The organism is Loktanella sp. IMCC34160, from assembly GCF_004145845.1.
Taxonomy (GTDB): Bacteria; Pseudomonadota; Alphaproteobacteria; order Rhodobacterales; family Rhodobacteraceae; genus SELP01.
On sequence record NZ_SELP01000002.1, the window covers coordinates 771,545 to 787,991 of the forward strand.

17 protein-coding genes are annotated in these 16,447 nt (G+C 63.5%); 3 read left to right on the forward strand and 14 right to left on the reverse strand.

From position 1 onward, the window contains the following. The first annotated feature begins 228 nt into the window (after window positions 1-228). A complete protein-coding gene (locus EU803_RS08095) occupies window positions 229-819 on the forward strand; it encodes an invasion associated locus B family protein (RefSeq protein ID WP_129681517.1) in 591 nt (196 codons plus the stop codon). A gap of 131 nt (window positions 820-950) precedes the next feature. Here the strand turns inward: EU803_RS08095 and EU803_RS08100 are convergent, their stop codons facing one another. The 4 genes from EU803_RS08100 to EU803_RS08110 form a co-directional block, all read right to left on the reverse strand. Next, window positions 951-2,138 carry a VWA domain-containing protein gene (locus tag EU803_RS08100; protein ID WP_129681520.1) on the reverse strand — a complete coding sequence of 396 codons (1,188 nt, stop codon included), beginning with the start codon at window positions 2,136-2,138 and terminating at the stop codon, window positions 951-953. Between the two features lie 12 nt (window positions 2,139-2,150). Continuing rightward, window positions 2,151-2,321, reverse strand: coding sequence for a hypothetical protein (locus tag EU803_RS18580; RefSeq protein ID WP_165352800.1), 171 nt, complete (start codon window positions 2,319-2,321; stop codon window positions 2,151-2,153). Window positions 2,322-2,335: 14 nt separating this feature from the next. Next, on the reverse strand, window positions 2,336-3,694 hold the full coding sequence (locus EU803_RS08105; RefSeq protein ID WP_129681522.1) for a DUF2927 domain-containing protein: 1,359 nt from the start codon (window positions 3,692-3,694) through the stop codon (window positions 2,336-2,338). A gap of 368 nt (window positions 3,695-4,062) precedes the next feature. Then, window positions 4,063-4,767, reverse strand: coding sequence for a DUF1223 domain-containing protein (locus EU803_RS08110; protein WP_129681524.1), 705 nt, complete (start codon window positions 4,765-4,767; stop codon window positions 4,063-4,065). Between the two features lie 275 nt (window positions 4,768-5,042). Between EU803_RS08110 and acnA the strand changes: the two genes are divergently transcribed. Then, window positions 5,043-7,730, forward strand: a complete 2,688-nt coding sequence (gene acnA / locus EU803_RS08115) for an aconitate hydratase AcnA (protein ID WP_129681526.1) — start codon at window positions 5,043-5,045, stop codon at window positions 7,728-7,730. A gap of 250 nt (window positions 7,731-7,980) precedes the next feature. Here acnA and EU803_RS08120 read toward each other — a convergent pair whose 3' ends face one another. The 10 genes from EU803_RS08120 to EU803_RS08165 form a co-directional block, all read right to left on the reverse strand. Further along, window positions 7,981-8,523 carry a DsbE family thiol:disulfide interchange protein gene (locus EU803_RS08120; protein WP_129681528.1) on the reverse strand — a complete coding sequence of 181 codons (543 nt, stop codon included), beginning with the start codon at window positions 8,521-8,523 and terminating at the stop codon, window positions 7,981-7,983. Beyond that, window positions 8,516-8,662, reverse strand: a complete 147-nt coding sequence (gene ccmD, locus EU803_RS08125; protein WP_129681530.1) for a heme exporter protein CcmD — start codon at window positions 8,660-8,662, stop codon at window positions 8,516-8,518. The genes EU803_RS08120 and ccmD overlap by 8 nt, the downstream gene beginning before the upstream one ends. After that, complete coding sequence (ccmC, locus tag EU803_RS08130; protein WP_129681533.1) at window positions 8,662-9,396, reverse strand: heme ABC transporter permease CcmC; 735 nt, start codon at window positions 9,394-9,396, stop codon at window positions 8,662-8,664. The genes ccmD and ccmC overlap by 1 nt, the downstream gene beginning before the upstream one ends. A 16-nt stretch (window positions 9,397-9,412) precedes the next feature. Continuing rightward, window positions 9,413-10,069: a heme exporter protein CcmB gene (ccmB, locus tag EU803_RS08135; RefSeq protein WP_129681535.1), complete on the reverse strand. Its 657-nt coding sequence runs from the start codon at window positions 10,067-10,069 to the stop codon at window positions 9,413-9,415. Continuing rightward, a complete protein-coding gene (gene ccmA, locus EU803_RS08140; protein ID WP_129681537.1) occupies window positions 10,066-10,686 on the reverse strand; it encodes a heme ABC exporter ATP-binding protein CcmA in 621 nt (206 codons plus the stop codon). Before ccmA ends, ccmB begins: the two co-directional genes overlap by 4 nt. Before the next feature lie 37 nt (window positions 10,687-10,723). Further along, window positions 10,724-11,077: an Mth938-like domain-containing protein gene (locus EU803_RS08145; RefSeq protein WP_129681539.1), complete on the reverse strand. Its 354-nt coding sequence runs from the start codon at window positions 11,075-11,077 to the stop codon at window positions 10,724-10,726. 21 nt (window positions 11,078-11,098) lie between these two features. After that, window positions 11,099-12,067, reverse strand: a complete 969-nt coding sequence (gene secF / locus EU803_RS08150) for a protein translocase subunit SecF (protein WP_129681540.1) — start codon at window positions 12,065-12,067, stop codon at window positions 11,099-11,101. Window positions 12,068-12,071: 4 nt separating this feature from the next. Beyond that, a complete protein-coding gene (secD, locus tag EU803_RS08155) occupies window positions 12,072-13,736 on the reverse strand; it encodes a protein translocase subunit SecD (protein ID WP_129681542.1) in 1,665 nt (554 codons plus the stop codon). A 28-nt stretch (window positions 13,737-13,764) separates the two neighbouring features. Beyond that, entirely contained in the window at window positions 13,765-14,049 is a 285-nt protein-coding gene (gene yajC, locus EU803_RS08160) for a preprotein translocase subunit YajC (protein WP_129681544.1), read from the reverse strand. Between the two features lie 261 nt (window positions 14,050-14,310). Beyond that, complete coding sequence (locus EU803_RS08165; RefSeq protein ID WP_129681546.1) at window positions 14,311-14,916, reverse strand: outer membrane beta-barrel protein; 606 nt, start codon at window positions 14,914-14,916, stop codon at window positions 14,311-14,313. A gap of 330 nt (window positions 14,917-15,246) precedes the next feature. Here EU803_RS08165 and EU803_RS08170 point away from each other — a divergent pair. After that, window positions 15,247-16,447, forward strand: a 1,201-nt coding sequence (locus tag EU803_RS08170; protein ID WP_242494312.1) for a pentapeptide repeat-containing protein, incomplete at its 3' end; no start/stop codon positions are given.

Consider the following 16,447-nt stretch of genomic DNA (forward strand, 5'->3'; position numbering starts at 1 on the left):
GGTTGACGCATGCGATTCCATTGCGTAGCGTCCCGATCAATTAGTCGGCCAAGTCCGACAGGGAGAGATGGGAAAAGGGGTCGGGATGGCCCCTTTTTCTGTTTCTGGACAAGGGGAAACCCGGTTGCATTGGCAATCCCTTGCCGATCCGAATTGCCCTTTGCCGCTGACACCGGGAAATGCCCGTGGTAAGCGTGGCGCCGGAAAAGCATTAAGTCAGGACCATTCATGACCAACATCTTCAAGACCCTGTCCGCGGCCGCCCTTCTGGCGTTCAGTGCCGGGACGCTGGTCGCACAGGAAACCACCACGGAAGAGACCTCGACAACGGCCGACCTGTCGCTGGGAGAGCCCACACTTCAGCCGGGGCAGCCCTATGCCCGCGAACAGTTCGGCGATTGGACGATCCGGTGCCTGAACAACCCCGAAGGTGACGACCCCTGCCAGCTGTACCAGCTGCTGACCGACGCCAATGGCAATGAGGTGGCCGAGATCAACCTGTTCCCGCTGGACGGCGCAGGTGAGGCGGCGGCCGGGGCGAACATCGTGGCGCCGCTGGGCACCTTCCTGACTCAGGGTGTGACCCTGCAGGTCGATGGGGGCGAGGCCCGCCGCTATCCCTTCACCTTCTGCAACGCGGGCGGATGTGTCGCCCGGGTCGGGTTTACCGCCGCGGAGATTGCCCAGTTCAAGGCAGGCAACGCCGTCCAGATGACGCTGGTCCCCTTTGCCGCCCCGGAAAACCGGGTGGAACTGACGATCTCGCTGACAGGGTTTACCGCCGCCTTCGACAGCGGCACCCCCGCACCGGCCCAATAAGCCGAACCTTTTCCAACGACCGCCGCCCATTCGGGCGGCGGTTTTCCTTTGCGGGGACAAGGTGGGTCAAGACCCACCTTACACAAGGCCCTGTGGCCGGTTGCAGCAGTAAGGTGGGTCTTGACCCACCCCTAGCGCGACAGCGCCCGCATTCCCCGGTCGATCCCTTCCAGCGTCATCGGGACCATTCGGTCCTCGCCAAAGATCTGCTGGATCATCTTCACCGACTGGGTATATCGCCACATCCGTTCCGGCAGCGGGTTGATCCAGAGATGCCCCGGCCATTGATCCCGGGCGCGGGACAGCCAGACCTCTCCGGCCTCCTGGTTCCAATGTTCGTTGGCCCCGCCGGCAAAGGCGATCTCGTAGGGGGACATCGACGCATCGCCCACGAAGATGCATTTGTAGTCCGGGCCATAGGTGCGCAGCACGTCCCAAGTTGGGGTCTGTTCGTTCCAGCGCCGGGCGTTGTCCTTCCATACCCCCTCATACAGGCAGTTGTGAAAGTAATAGTGTTCCAGATGCTTGAATTCGGCGCGGGCGGCGCTGAACAGTTCCTCGACCAGCTTGATATGCGGGTCCATTGATCCGCCCACGTCAAGGAACAGCAGGACCTTTACCGCGTTGCGCCGTTCGGGCCGGGTTTTCACGTCCAGATAGCCGTGTTCGGCAGTGGCCCGGATCGTGCCGTGCAGGTCCAGCTCCTCGGCCGCGCCGTCCCGCGCCCATTTGCGCAGCCGTTTGAGCGCAACCTTGATATTGCGGGTGCCCAGTTCAACGTCACCGTCAAGGTTCCTGAATTCCCGCTTGTCCCAGACCTTGACCGCCCGTTGGTGACGGCTCTCCTTCTGGCCAATGCGGATGCCTTCGGGGTTATACCCATAGGCGCCAAAGGGGGATGTCCCGGCGGTGCCGATCCATTTGTTGCCGCCCTGATGGCGGCCCTTCTGGTCTTTCAGACGTTCGCGCAGGGTCTCCATCAGCTTGTCAAAGCCGCCTAGCGCCTCGATCTCGGCCTTTTCCTCGGCGCTCAGAAACTTCTCGGCCAGTTTCTCAAGCCATTCTGCGGGCAGGTCCACAGCCTCGAGCACCTGTTCAGTGCTGATCTGTTCCAGCCCGTCGAAGGTTGCGGCAAAGGCCCGGTCGAACCGGTCGATGTTGCGTTCGTCCTTCACCATCGCCGTGCGGGCAAGGTAGTAAAACGCCTCGATATCATAGGTGGCCAGACCCGCCTTTACCCCTTCGAGAAACCCAAGGTATTCGCGCAGCGAAACCGGCACGCCGCCCGACCGCAGGTTTTCGAAGAAGGGCAGAAACATCGGCCCCGCGCCCTAGAGCATGGAGCGGTCAATGAAGACAAGGACGAACAGGCCGATCACCCCGCCGATCATGGCAAAGACGGCGGCCCATTGCAGCAGGTCAAGCGCCTTGCCACCCTTCATCCGGGCGCGCAGCGCCCCAAGACTTGCCCCGAGCAGAAGGCCAATCAGCGGATAGATCATCTGGACAGCGGTCCCTAGCTTCTCCGGCCCGGGTTCAGCGAGGCGATCTCGCGCAGGCGGGCCCGGACGTTGCGTTCAGAGCCAAAGCCGTACCGCGCCCAGCCCAGACTGTCCAGACGCACCGACCGCGCCTCATCCGCGCGCCCCAGTAGGTCCAGCGCTTCGGCCTTGAACATCATCAGGGTCGCAAGAAGGGCCGCGTTTTCGTGGTCGCGGGCGATTGGAATCGCCTCGTCCACGATGGCCAGCGTGCCGTGCCCATCGCCCGCCGACAGGGCATAGGCCGCCAGTTGCACCGCCACATGGGCCGTGTGCAGTCGGGTTTCATAGGACCGGCGATAGGCCCGGTCGGCCGCCTGGAACGCGCCACGGGCAAGGTTGGCGTCATTGCCCACCTGCAACCGCCCATAGGCGAAGAGGGCAAAGCCTTCGCGGGTGCCGTGCCAGTTGAAGGCGCGACCGAGGTTGATCGCTTCTTCCGCGGCCTGACGCCGTCGGGTCGGAGAGGCGCCGGGCGACAGGGCGGTTTCGATTGCGTCGATCCAGTCGCGGCTGGTGTCGTTCATCGGGCGGCCATAGCCGATCTCGCCCGACGGGTTCAGCCGGGCCAGAAGCGCGGGCAGACGCGCCGCAACCTCGCCCCGGGTCATGCCGTTGCGCAGTTCGGGCGCGTAATAGGCCCGCAGGACCAGCATGTCGAAGCTGGTCAGAACCGCGTGAATATTGTCGTCGTTGAAGACGCTGTCGGGCAGCCGGTACAGATCGTTCAGCGGGCCAAGCGCCTGGGCGATCTCTTCGTGCAGGCAGTCGCGGATTTCCTGCGGCGCCACGTCGGAGGGGACAAAGACCGTGGCCCTGTCGCGCCGTTCCAGCGTGGTCCAGTCAACCTGCGGTGTTCGGCGAAAGGCCTTGTATTCTTCCCAATTGGACACGCGCGGCACAACGAAACAGGCGGCGCGCGGAACGGCGCGCTGTAATTCCTCGCGCGGGATGGCCTGCACGGTGATCGACGCGGCACCGGCGCCGGTCATGAAGATGTCGATCCCGGCCTCGGCCCGGAAGCGGGAGAGGAGACCGCGAAGATCCGGCACAAGCGTGCCCGTCACGTCACCGATGACGCGGACGCTGATCGGCCCTTCGAAGCGGGTCAGGCGCGGAACCGGCCGGCCGCTTTCCATGCGGAAGGCGAGATCAAGGAAATCCTGGGCAATCTCGGAATTGGCGCGGGTCGCGGTGATGACCCGCGCACCGGCAAAGGATCGCATCGGCGGCAAGGTATCTTCCTGCACGACATTCCGCGTCGGAGGGGCGTTCTGCGGCATCGGCGTGCAGGCGCTCAGGGCCGCGATGGCGGCGACGGCGAGTTTTCTCATGCGGGCACCCGTCCTGCCGAAGCGGCGGGTCCCTTTTGTCCACGGTCACGTCGCGCCACGCCCGCCCCGTTTCCGGGGTGGATCGACCGGCGTTGGATGTCGACCGGCATGTTTGCCTTGGCCAAGTCCTGTCTCCTTGCTGCTCACCTTGCCGTCCTGCCAACGGAGTGAGGCCGCAAAACGAACCAATCGGGGCAATCCAACGGCATTGTTGCGACAGCGTGGAGTAAACCGCCGGGGCGGGGCGAAATCACCCGCCCGATGCCCCGCCCCCGCAATTATCCGGAGACCGTGGCCGGAAGGACTCAGCCGCGTTGTGGCGGGGTGGCACCCTGCCCCCTAGATGTGGGAAATCTGGTTTGTTGGCGTCAATTCGGAAGGCGCGCGGCGGCCAGAATGGGCCCCTGCCCGTCTTCTTGAATCAGGACGACCGAATGTTGCCCCTGCGCAGGTGGCAAGGTCAGGGTCAGGGGCGCGCGGCCCGTCCAACGTTCAACGATCTGCCAGCCGGTGACGATATTGGCATAGGCCAGCGTGCGGCCCGCATTTTCGCCGCGCCGGATCTCGACCTCGGCCATGGGAAGGTAGCTGACGATCTGGACCACGGCATTGCGCGGCGCGCCCTCGTGCCAGCTGGCGGACAGGTGGACCCGCCCGCCGGACCGGCGCAGGTCGATGGTGACGGGATCGGCCTGTTGGTCATGGGCGCGGATCAGGTCCATCAGGTCCATGCCTTTTGCCCCAACCACATGATCGACCCCGCCCACCACGAATTGCGGGGTATAGACGGTGTTGGCCCCGGCAGCGCGGGCATAGCGGTGCTGTCGCGCGGTCCAGGCCGGGCTGCCGAAACTGTCGGCCCAGCCGATGTAGTCCCAGTAATCCACATGCAGCGCCAGCGCGATGATATCGTCCCGCCCGGCCATCTCGGCCAGCATCTCGTCGGCTGGCGGGCAGGACGAACAGCCCTGCGAGGTGAACAGTTCCACCACCACGGGCGAATCTTCGGCCATGGCACCGCCCGAGATGGCGGTTGCCCCTGCGACAAGAATAGCCCGAATGGTCTGTATCATATCCGTATCGTCCCGGCGGTTGTCCCATTGCCCATCATGGGGCGCATCAAGGCTTAGACCAAGCCCGCTGTAATGGCCAATCAACCAATTGCGAGAGCGACGCGAGGTTGTGCCCGTCTGCGTTTTACCCCCGATTCACCCGGCTTGCGCAAAATTGTGCACAATGGTATACAAAAAGGGCCTCACCCCCTTGATTGCCCGTCTGGCATGGTGCAGAAGCATGCCGACGCCCGCGCAAGACCCGGGCCATCCGCCACCAAAAGGGAGCCTCCCCGATGACCGTTACCGTTGGTAAAGACACCGCGAAAACCCGCAAGACACTCAAAGTCGGCGATCAATCCGTCGCCTATTACTCGATCCCGGCCGCTCAGGCCGCGGGCCTTGGCGATTTTGACCGCCTGCCCGCCGCGCTGAAGGTGGTTCTGGAAAACCTCCTGCGGTTCGAAGACGACGGCTTTTCGGTCTCGGTCGATGACATCCGGGCCTTTGCCGACTGGGCCAAGAACGGCGGCAAAACCAACCGCGAGATCGCCTATCGCCCCGCCCGCGTTCTGATGCAGGATTTCACCGGCGTTCCGGCCGTTGTGGACCTTGCCGCGATGCGCGACGGGATCAAATCGCTTGGCGGTGACGCCCAGAAGATCAACCCGCTGAACCCTGTCGACCTTGTCATCGACCACTCGGTCATGATCGACGAGTTTGGCAACCCGCGCGCGTTCCAGATGAACGTGGACCGCGAATACGAACGCAACATGGAACGTTACCAGTTCCTGAAGTGGGGCCAGTCGGCCTTCAATAACTTCCGCGTCGTGCCGCCGGGCACCGGCATCTGCCACCAGGTGAACCTTGAATACCTGGCCCAGACCGTCTGGACCGATACCGACCAGAACGGCGAGCTGGTCGCCTACCCCGATACGCTGGTCGGCACCGACAGCCACACCACCATGGTCAACGGCCTTGCCGTTCTGGGCTGGGGCGTCGGCGGGATCGAGGCCGAGGCCGCCATGTTGGGCCAGCCGATTTCCATGCTCATCCCCGAGGTTGTTGGTTTCAAACTGACCGGCGAGATGGTCGAAGGCACCACCGCGACCGACCTTGTGCTGAAAGTCGTCGAAATGCTGCGCGCCAAGGGTGTTGTCGGCAAGTTCGTCGAATTCTATGGGCCGGGTCTGGACCGGCTGCCGCTGGCCGACCGGGCAACCATCGCCAACATGGCGCCGGAATATGGCGCCACCTGCGGCTTCTTCCCGATCGACGGCGAAACCCTGCGTTACCTGCGCCAGACCGGCCGCGATGAAGACCGGATCGCACTGGTCGAGGCCTATGCCAAGGAAAACGGGTTCTGGCGCGGCGACGATTACGCGCCGATCTACACCGATACGCTGGAACTGGACATGGGCACCATCGTCCCGGCCATTTCCGGCCCCAAGCGCCCGCAGGACTACCTGCCGCTGACCAACGCGAAAGAAGCCTTTGCCAAGGAAATGGCCGAGACCTTCAAGCGCCCCGTGGGCAAGGAAGTGGCCGTGCAGGGCGAAGACTACACCATGTCCTCGGGCAAGGTCGTGATCGCCTCTATCACGTCCTGCACCAACACCTCGAACCCCTATGTGCTGATCGGGGCCGGGCTTGTGGCCCGCAAGGCCCGTGCCTTGGGTCTGAACCGCAAGCCCTGGGTCAAGACCTCGCTCGCCCCCGGCTCGCAGGTCGTGACCGAGTATCTTGAGGCCGCCGGGCTGCAAGAGGATCTGGACGCCATCGGCTTCAACCTTGTGGGCTACGGCTGCACCACCTGCATCGGCAACTCCGGCCCGCTGCAGCCCGAGATCTCCAAGGCGATCTCCGAGGGCGATTTGGTCGCCACCTCGGTCCTGTCGGGCAACCGCAACTTCGAAGGGCGGATTTCGCCGGACGTGCGGGCCAACTACCTTGCCTCGCCGCCGCTGGTCGTGGCCTATGCGCTGGCCGGGGACATGAACATCGACCTGACCACCGAACCGCTGGGGCAGGACAAGGATGGCAATGACGTCTTCCTGAAAGACATCTGGCCGACCAACGCGGAAATCGCGGAACTGGTTGAAAAGACCGTGACGCGCGAGGCCTTCCTGAAGAAATACGCCGATGTCTTCAAAGGCGATGAAAAGTGGCAGGGCGTCGACGTGACCGGCGGCGAAACCTACGACTGGCCGCCGACCTCGACCTACATCCAGAACCCGCCCTATTTCCAGGGCATGGGCAAGGACGCAGGCGAGATCACCAATATCGAAGGCGCCAAGGTTCTGGCGATCCTGGGCGACATGGTCACCACCGACCACATCAGCCCCGCCGGGTCGTTCAAGGACACCACCCCGGCCGGGAAATACCTGACCGACCGTCAGGTGGCCCCGCGCGAGTTCAACTCTTACGGGTCGCGGCGCGGCAACCACGAGGTGATGATGCGCGGCACCTTCGCCAACATCCGCATCAAGAACGAGATGCTGGACGGGGTCGAAGGCGGCTATACCAAGGGGCCCGACGGGTCGCAGATGGCGATCTATGACGCCGCCATGGCCTATGCCGAGGCAGGCACCCCGCTGGTGATCTTCGCCGGTGAACAATATGGTGCCGGGTCGTCGCGTGACTGGGCCGCCAAAGGCACCGCGCTTCTGGGGGTCAAGGCCGTCATCGCCGAGAACTTCGAACGTATCCACCGGTCGAACCTCGTCGGCATGGGCGTCATCCCCTTCGAATTCACCGGCGGCGACACCCGCAAGTCGCTGGGCCTGACCGGGGACGAAACCGTGTCGATCGAAGGTCTGGAAGGGGTGAAGCCGCAGGATGTGGTGGCCTGCCACATCACGATGGGCGACGGCACCACCAAGACCATCCAGATCAAGTGCCGGATCGATACCGCGCCCGAGATCGAATATGTCGAGAACGGCGGCGTGCTGCACTATGTGCTGCGCAACCTTGCCAAGGCGTAACCCGCCGGGACAGAACAGGAAAAGGCCGCCCCATGGGCGGCCTTTTTCGTTTGGGGGGCGGTGGGTTAAAACCCACCTTACGTTTGAGGGGCTCTGCCCCTCTGGCCCTACCGAGCCATTCACCCCGGGATATTTATTAACCCAAAGAAGGGACCAGACACGGCGTCCATTCTTCTTTGGGTTCTATATATCCTTTGGGGGTCCGGGGGGCGAAGCGCCCCCGGGTAGGGTGGGTCTTGACCCACCACCCCTAGTTGCCGCTCAACGCCTTCTCCAGTTCTGGGCGGAACCGCTGTTCGTAGTCGTCCCCGACAAGCGCGCCCTGAAAGCGGTAAAGGATCGTTCCGTCGCCATCGACGATGAAGGTTTCGGGCGGGGCGGTGACCCCCCAGTCAATCGAGGTCCGCCGCCGGGGGTCGAAGCCGTGGGCGAAGAACGGGTCGCCTTCTTCCGCCAGATAGGTCATCGCATTGCCCTGCTGGTCGGCGAAATTGATGCCGGCGATGCGAAAGCCCTCGGCCTCCAGTGCCTCCAGCGTCGGGTGCTCGGCCCGGCAGGGACCGCACCAACTGGCCCAGAAGTTCACCAGCGTCAGATCCCCCCCGCGCAGGTCCGCATCAGTCAGGAGCGGTTTGCCCGGCAGCCCCTCGGGCGCGACAGCGGGGGCCTCCTGCCCGATCAGGGCCGAGGGCAGGTCTTCTTCGTTTCCCCAATAAAGCCCGCCGATGGCAAGTCCGGCCACGGCGGCGAAAATGATGGGGGGCAAAAGGACGAGCGGCGAGACCTTAGCCATCGGTCTTCTCCGCCCGGTCGAGCCGCGCCTTGGCGGCGCGCGCCTGCACAAGGCTGGCCACGATCAGCGCCAGCAACAGCCCCACCGTCACCCCGTAAGAGGCCCAGACGTGAAAAGTGTGTTTCCCGAAATCCAGCATCACGATGCCCCCCGGTTTGCCCGCGCTTCCAGCGCCATCGCCCGCCGCAGCCGGATCAGCGCATTGGTCCGGATCAGTACGAGCGCGATGAAAAACAGAACGAAGCCGCCCATCGACAGGACCGCCGGCCACCAGAAGGACGGGTCGATATTGGTTTCCTTGTCGGCCGAGAAGGTGGCCGACTGGTGCAGCCCCTGCCCCCAGAAGATCGCGGCGTAGCGGGACAGAACCGCGAAGACCGACCCGACGATGCACAGGACCGAGGTGAGGTCGGCGGCGGTGTCCTGATCCTCGATCGCGGACCAGAGCGCGATGTAACCGAGGTAGAACAGGAACAGGATCAGGAATGAGGTCAGCCGCGGCTCCCATGCCCACCAGGTTCCCCATGTGGGTTGCCCCCAGATTGCCCCGGTGGCCAGCCCGATCAGGGTCATCACCGCGCCAATGGGTGCCGCCGCCCGTGCGGCCAGTGCCGAAACATGGTGCCGCCGCACCAGCCAGATCAGCGAGGTGACAAGCATCATGAACCAGGCGTTGATCGCCATCAGGACCGAAGGCACATGGACGAAGAGGATCTTCACCGAATGCTCGAAATTCTCGGCGGCGGGTGTCAGGAACAACCCCCAACCAAGCCCGACAAGGATCAGCCCGAAGGATGCCCAGGACACCCATGGGATAACTGGCGTTGTCGTCGCCATGAATTTCTTCGGGTTCGCATATTCCCAGATCGACATACAGCCCTCGACAGGTTTAGCGCAGGTTGACCCGAAGGGCCGCCGCACTTGCAAAAGGCAAAAGCGCGAAGGCCCCCGCCGTGATCCCCGCCAACATGGTCAAAGGCACGGCGGTTGCCAAGCCCTCTGCCCCGCGACGAACGGCCTCTGCCCCGAAGATCAGGGTCGGGACGTAAAGCGGCAGCACCAAAAGCGACATCAGAAGCCCGCCCCGTTTGATCCCAACGGTCAAGGCCGCGCCGAACGTGCCGATCATCGACAGCGCGGGCGTGCCAAGCGCGAGCGAGAGGAAGAGGTAGCCATAGGCCTCGGGCGCGAGGTGCAGCAGGAAGCCAAGCGCCGGGGCGGCGAGTGTCAGCGGCAAGCCGGTGGTCAGCCAATGGGCCAGCGCCTTCATCAGCGCGGCCCCTTCCAGCGGCAGCGGTGAGGTCGCCAGCAGCGCAAGCGACCCGTCTTCGTGGTCCAGCGCGAAAATCCGGTCCAGCGACAGAAGCGCCGCGAGAAGTGCAGCGACCCAAAGGATGCCCGGCGCGATCCGGGTCAGGATCTCCCGCTCTGGTCCCACCCCGAAGGGCACCAGAACCACCACGATCAGAAAGAAGGCCAGCCCAAGGCCAAACCCGCCCCCGGCCCGCACCGCCAGCCGCAAATCCCGGATCAGAAGCGCGATCACAGGAACGCCTCGTCGCTGGCGCCGGCCATGGTGGCAGAGGCCTTGAACGGGGTCAGATCCAGCACCGGCGCGTCCAGCCCAAGGTCGATATGCGTGGCGATCACGGCGATGCCGCCCGCCGCCAGATGGGTATCCCGCAGGTAGTCTGCAAAAAGCCCGACAGACCGCGTATCGAGCGATACCGTCGGTTCGTCCAGAAACAGAACCTTGCGCCCGATCACCCCCAGCCGCGCCAGCCCCAGCCGCCGTTTCTGCCCGGCGGACAGGGTTCCGGCGGCTCGCAGGCGCAGGGTGGTCAGATCGAAGGCGTCATAGACCGATTCCGGGACGGCGCTGCCATACAGCTGCGCCCAGAAGGCCAGATTCTCCTCGACCGTCAGCGTTGCCTTGATCCCGTCGGCGTGGCTGGCATAAGCGGCCTCTTCCTCGGGTAGGTCGACGGTGCCCGCCAGTGCCGGTTGCAGCCCGGCCAGCGTGCGCAGAAGGGTTGTCTTGCCGATCCCGTTCGGCCCGCGCAGGACAAGCGCCTGACCGGCGTCCACCGCAAAACTGACCCGGTCCAGAACGGGGATACCGCCACGGGCACAGGACAGGTCGGTGACGGTCAGGCGTGTCATGGTCTGGGCATACCCCATGCGCGCGGCCCCGGAAACATCAGACCGGGATCAGCGCCAATCCGACGCGGCGCCCTTCGGACAAAAGCACGTTGTAGGTGCGGCAGGCGGCCGGGCTGGCCATGGGTTCGATGGCAACGTCCGCCGCATCCAGTTCGGCCTGAAAGCCCTTCGGTAGATAGGCCATATCGGCCCCGGTGCCGACAAAAATCACGTCGACGATATCTTTGGCCGCGATCAGGGCTGCGGCATCCTCGAACCCGTTCCAGGGGGCGATGCCGTTGGGAAGAACAAGGATCGGCCCTTCATAGACCTGCCCACCCAGACGGAAGAAGCCGGGGCCGTAGCCTTCGACCGGAACCGCATCGGTATAGACAACCTCGTTCAGCCGCATTGCCCTGCCCCCTGCCCGCGATCAGGCGTCGATATCCATGAACTGGTTGCCCGTCGGCTTCTTGTCCTTGGACCAGTCGCGTTTGACGCCCAGCATCAGCACGATGTTCTTGGCAACGTAGATCGACGAATAGGTGCCGACCACGATGCCCCAGGTGATGGCAAAGACAAAGCCACGGATCACGTCGCCACCCAGCACCAGAAGCGCGATCAGCGCGATCAGGGTGGTGCCGGAGGTCATCAAGGTCCGGGCCAGCGTTTCGTTGGCCGACAGGTTCAGAACCTCGCGCAACGGCTTGACCTTGTACTTGATCAGGTTTTCGCGCACCCGGTCGAAGACCACCACGGTATCGTTGATCGAATAGCCGACGATGGTCAGAAGCGCCGCGATAATCGCAAGATCGAACCGGATCTGGAAGGCCGCGAAAATGCCGATGGTCAGGATCACGTCATGAAACAGCGCGGCCACGGCGCCGACCGCGAACTGCCATTCAAACCGTAGCCAGATATAGAACAGGATCGCGATAAGGGCGGCACTGACCGCCATGATCGCCTTTTGGATCAGCTCTCCGGACACTTTCGGACCGACGCTTTCAACCGACGGGAAGGTGATCGACGGGTCCACCGTCTGAAGCGCCGCCTCGACCGCCTCGATGGTGTCGGCGGCGACGCTTTCATCGCCTTCCTGCGCCTGAATGCGGATCATCGCCACATGCTGGTCTTCATCGAAGGTCGGATCGAACACCTCGGTGATCGACACGTCGCCCAGACCCAGCGGCTCGATCGCGGCGCGATAGGCGCCGGTGTCGACGGCCTGCGTGGACTGGGTGCGGATCGTGGTGCCGCCCAGAAAGTCGATGCCGTAGTTCAGGCCCATGCTGAAGAACAGCGCGACCGACAGGACCATCGCAAGGACGGATGCCCCAAAGGTCGGCTTGGCGACCTTGAAGAAATCGAAGTTGGTATGTTCGGGAACCAGACGCAGACGCATGGGATCAGACCTCGATTTTCTTGGGACGGCGGCGCTGGAACCACCAGACGATCAGCAGGCGGGTCACGAAGATCGCCGAAAAGACCGAGGTGAGAATGCCCAGACCCAGCGTGGTGGCAAAGCCACGCACCGGGCCGGACCCCACGACCCAAAGGATCGCCGCCGTGATGAAGGTGGTGATGTTGGCGTCCAGAATGGCGGACAGCGCCCGTTCATAGCCAAGTTCAATGGCCCGCGCCGGGCCCCGGGCTGTGCGCAATTCTTCGCGGATGCGTTCATAGACCAGAACGTTGGCGTCCACCGCCATCCCGATGGTCAATACGATCCCCGCGATCCCCGGCAGGGTCAGGGTTGCGCCCAGGATCGACAGCGCCCCGAACAGCAGCGCCACGTTGATCATCAGTGCAAGGTTGGCGAACCAGCCGAACAGCCCGTAGGACAGCGCCATGAACAGGATCACCGCCGCCATGCCGACGATGGCGGCGATCTTGCCCGCCGCCACGCTGTCGGCACCCAGTTCCGGTCCGATGGTCCGTTCTTCAAGGAACACCAATTCCGCCGGCAGGGCGCCCGCCCGCAGAAGCACCGCAAGGTTGGTCGACTCCTCGACCGTGAAATTCCCGGTGATCTGGCCGGACCCGCCCCGGATCGGCTCGTTGATGCGGGGTGCGCTGATCACCTCGTCATCCAGCACGATGGCGAAGGGGGCGCCGACGTTTTCGGCCGTGTAATCCCCGAATTTGCGCGCGCCGGTGCCGTCGAAGCGGAAGTTGACCGAGGGCCGACCGTTCTGGTCGAACGACGGTTGCGCGTCGGTCAATTCCTCGCCCGTCACGACGGGGGTGCGTTCAAGCACGTAGAACACCCCTTCCTCGTCGATCGAGGGCAGCAGTTCTTCATCAGAGGAGGTGATGGTGTTCTCATCCGTGGTCCGACGGACAACCGGCTGGAAGGTCAGCTGTGCGGTAGCGCCTATCCATTCTTTCAGCTCCTGCGCGGATTTCGCGCCGGGCACCTGGATCAGAATACGGTCCGCGCCCTGCCGCTGGATCGCGGGTTCGCGGGTGCCTGCGGCGTCGATCCGGCGGCGGATGATCTCCAGCGCCTGATCGACGGTGCGGTCGGCGGTGGCGGCCATTTCGGCCTCGGACAGGCGGATGGTCAGGACCGGCCCGTCAATGGACACGACGATGTTCGACGCCCCCGCCCCGGTCAGCGACACGACCGGCTGGGCCATTCCGCGCACGATCTCAAGCGCGCGGGCCGCGCCATCCTGTTCCGAAATCCGAACGACCAGCAGGTCTTTCGGGCTTTCCACGTCACGGGTGACAAAGCCCACTGTGTTGCGTTCCGCGGCCAGCGCATCGCGCACCTCGGGCCACAGGTTTTCCAACATCGAGGCATAGACGTCCGAGACCTGCACCTCGGCCAGCAGATGCGCACCGCCCCGCAGGTCCAGACCAAGGTTCACCAACCCATCAGGCAGGAACGACGGCCAAAGCGCGGCCTCGGCCTCCATATCCGCGTTGGTGAAGCCCGCGTCGATCAAGACGCGCGCGTCACTGGCGCGTTCGACCCGTTCGTAGAACAGGTTCGGCGCGGAAAACAGGATGCCCGCGGCGCAGACCAGCACGATCACGGCCTGCTTGAACTTGGAAAACTGCAGCATGGATGCCCCCGGACGGGTTAGTGTCGGATCAGCCCTTGGCCGGTTCGGTCTTGTTCAGGACCTGGGCGATGGTGCCCCGGACGACGCGGACGCTGACGCCCTGCGCGATCTCGACCTCGACCTCGTTTTCGCCATCCTTGACCTTGGTCACCTTGCCGATGACACCGCCCTGGGTGACGATCTGATCGCCCCGGCGCAGGGCCGCGACCATTTGCTGGTGGTCCTTCAGCTTTTTCTGCTGCGGACGGATCAGGAGGAAGTACATGATCCCGAAGACGAGGATCAGCGGAATGATGGATTCAATGCCCTGCATGGCGGCGTTTTTCCCTTTTCTTGGTCCGGCGAAGGGGCCCTTCGCCAAAGTCGGCGCACGTTACGGCGGGGACAGGGGAATGGCAACCACGCGGGGGCCGCATTCCTGCCGCGTCAGGTGCGATCCCGGTGCATATAACCAGCCTGCGGAAAAGTGAAAGGGCAGAAGCCACGGACGCGGCCGTTTATCCCATCCCGGACCCGCGTGAAAATGAAAAGGGGGCGGTCAGGCCGCCCCCAGATCAGACTCATATCGCTGGCGTCAGAACGTGAACACGGTCCGCAGCGAAAGGATGTCGAGGTTCTTTTCATAGTCGCCCGGTTCGCTGCCCTCGAAGCGGTCATAGACCAGTTCGACGCGAAGCATTCCGTTTCCAACCGGCTTTTGCCCGCCGACCCCAAGGGTAAAGCCCGTGGCGGTGGTATCGACGTAGTTCCCCGGTCCGTCTTCGGCAAGGCCGGCGACCGAGGCGATCCCGGCCATCGACAGAACTTCGATCCCGTTCGACAGGGTCGTTCCGTAGACGCCGCGGATACGGGCGATGGTATGCACTTCGCACCAATCCGGCGACCAGTCCGTGCAGGCGTCCGTGGGCACGCCGACCGAGGTCATCAGGTTGCGAGAGGTTCCATCATAGGTTCCTTCGATCGCGACGGAGGTGCCACTGGCATATTCCATCCGGTAGCCAAGCACGACGCCAAAGGTCATGTCATTGCCTTCGGTCATGCCGATCCCGGCACTCTCACTTTCGGACTTTGCCAAGCCCAGGGCCGCACCGTAATACAGCCCCTCTTCCGCCTGGGCGGCACCCGCGCCGCCAGCCGACACCGCAACAGCGAACGCCATGGCCTTCAGGATTTTCGACATTTTCTTCCCCTGGAAATAAGTTCTTTGAAAACAAAACTCGCCAACCAACACCGAAACTGTGAACCACCTGGCGCGGAATTGACAGCCCGCAACGCAGCAAAACCCCAACTGCGACACGATGGCCACGGTCCCGAACAGCCCCCTCCAAACAGCCCAGCCTTGCGGGCCTGCGGGATATGTGCAGGAATTTGACAACCGGAAGGGGTAAGGGGTTCGGCGTTGACAACAGGTGACAAAAAAGACGGAGAAGAACCAACCCTGCTGACGTGGCTTGGCTTCACGTCACGACCGAACTGGAAGCGAGCAAGGCTGCTCGGTGGTTTGGTTGGTTTGTCGCTGACTTTGCTGTTCTTCCTGGCCTACGTCGCCGCCTTTGCCGTCGCCATTTATGCGATCACCTCGGTCTTCGGAGAGGATGCAACCGGGCCGAACCTTGGGGTCGGTACGCTGGTTGCAGCGCTGCTGGGCGCGCCGTTCCTGATCTGGCGGACCATGGTCGCGCAGAAAACCGTCGATCACGCGGCAAAGAGCCTGTTCAACGAAAAGATCAACGCGGCCGTCCAAGACCTCTATTCGCAGCGACAGGTGACATGGACGAACGATGACGAAGAGCATTTCAACGCTTGGCAAGACGATGTCGTAAAACGCAACGCCGCCATCGACCGCCTGTTGGGACTGGCCGAGGAAGCAGTAAAGGACAACCCCAAGGAAGTGCACCGCATCGCCTCCATGCTGTCGGTCTATGTGCGGGAATTGTCCAAGGAACCGGAGTTGCGGGCCAAGACACCGCCCAAAGGCGTAAGCCCGGATGAACTGTACGCGTGGGCGATTAAACTTGAGGTCGCACGGTCTGACATGGAAAAGGCGGTGCAAACCCTTGGCAAATTAAGGCGACTAATCGCGGAAGATGACGACAAGCCAAAGATAGACCTACGGGACGCCAATCTGCAACGGATGGATCTCCGATCGTTCGATTTCGACTCTGCAAACCTCTCCGAGGCGAAGTTGCAGGGGGCAGACCTCTCCGAGGCGAAGTTGCAGGGGGCAGACCTCTCCAGGGCGGAGTTGCAGGGGGCAATCCTCTTCGGGGCGGAGTTGAAGGGGGCAGACCTCTCCGGGGCGGAGTTGCAGGGGGCAATCCTCTCCAGGGCCAAGTTGCAGGGGGCAATCCTCTTCGGGGCGGAGTTGCAGGGGGCAGACCTCTCCAGGGCGGAGTTGCAGGGGGCAATCCTCTTCGGGGCGGAGTTGAAGGGGGCAGACCTCTCCAGGGCGGTGTTGCAGGGGGCAAACCTCTCCGGGGCGAAGTTGCAGGGGGCAATCCTCTTCGGGGCGGAGTTGCAGGGGGCAGACCTCTCCGGGGCGGAGTTGTTCGACGACATCTTCGCCGAGGCGAGGTTGTTTGGCGCAGTCGACATCAGGGCGATCTTTCATGGCGCCGCCGACTGGCAGGCCAGGTTGCACACACGTGTGGTCTCCATGGAGCTGTTAGACGCCTCAGCACACTGCAGCTCGACTATGATCTGGCATGCGG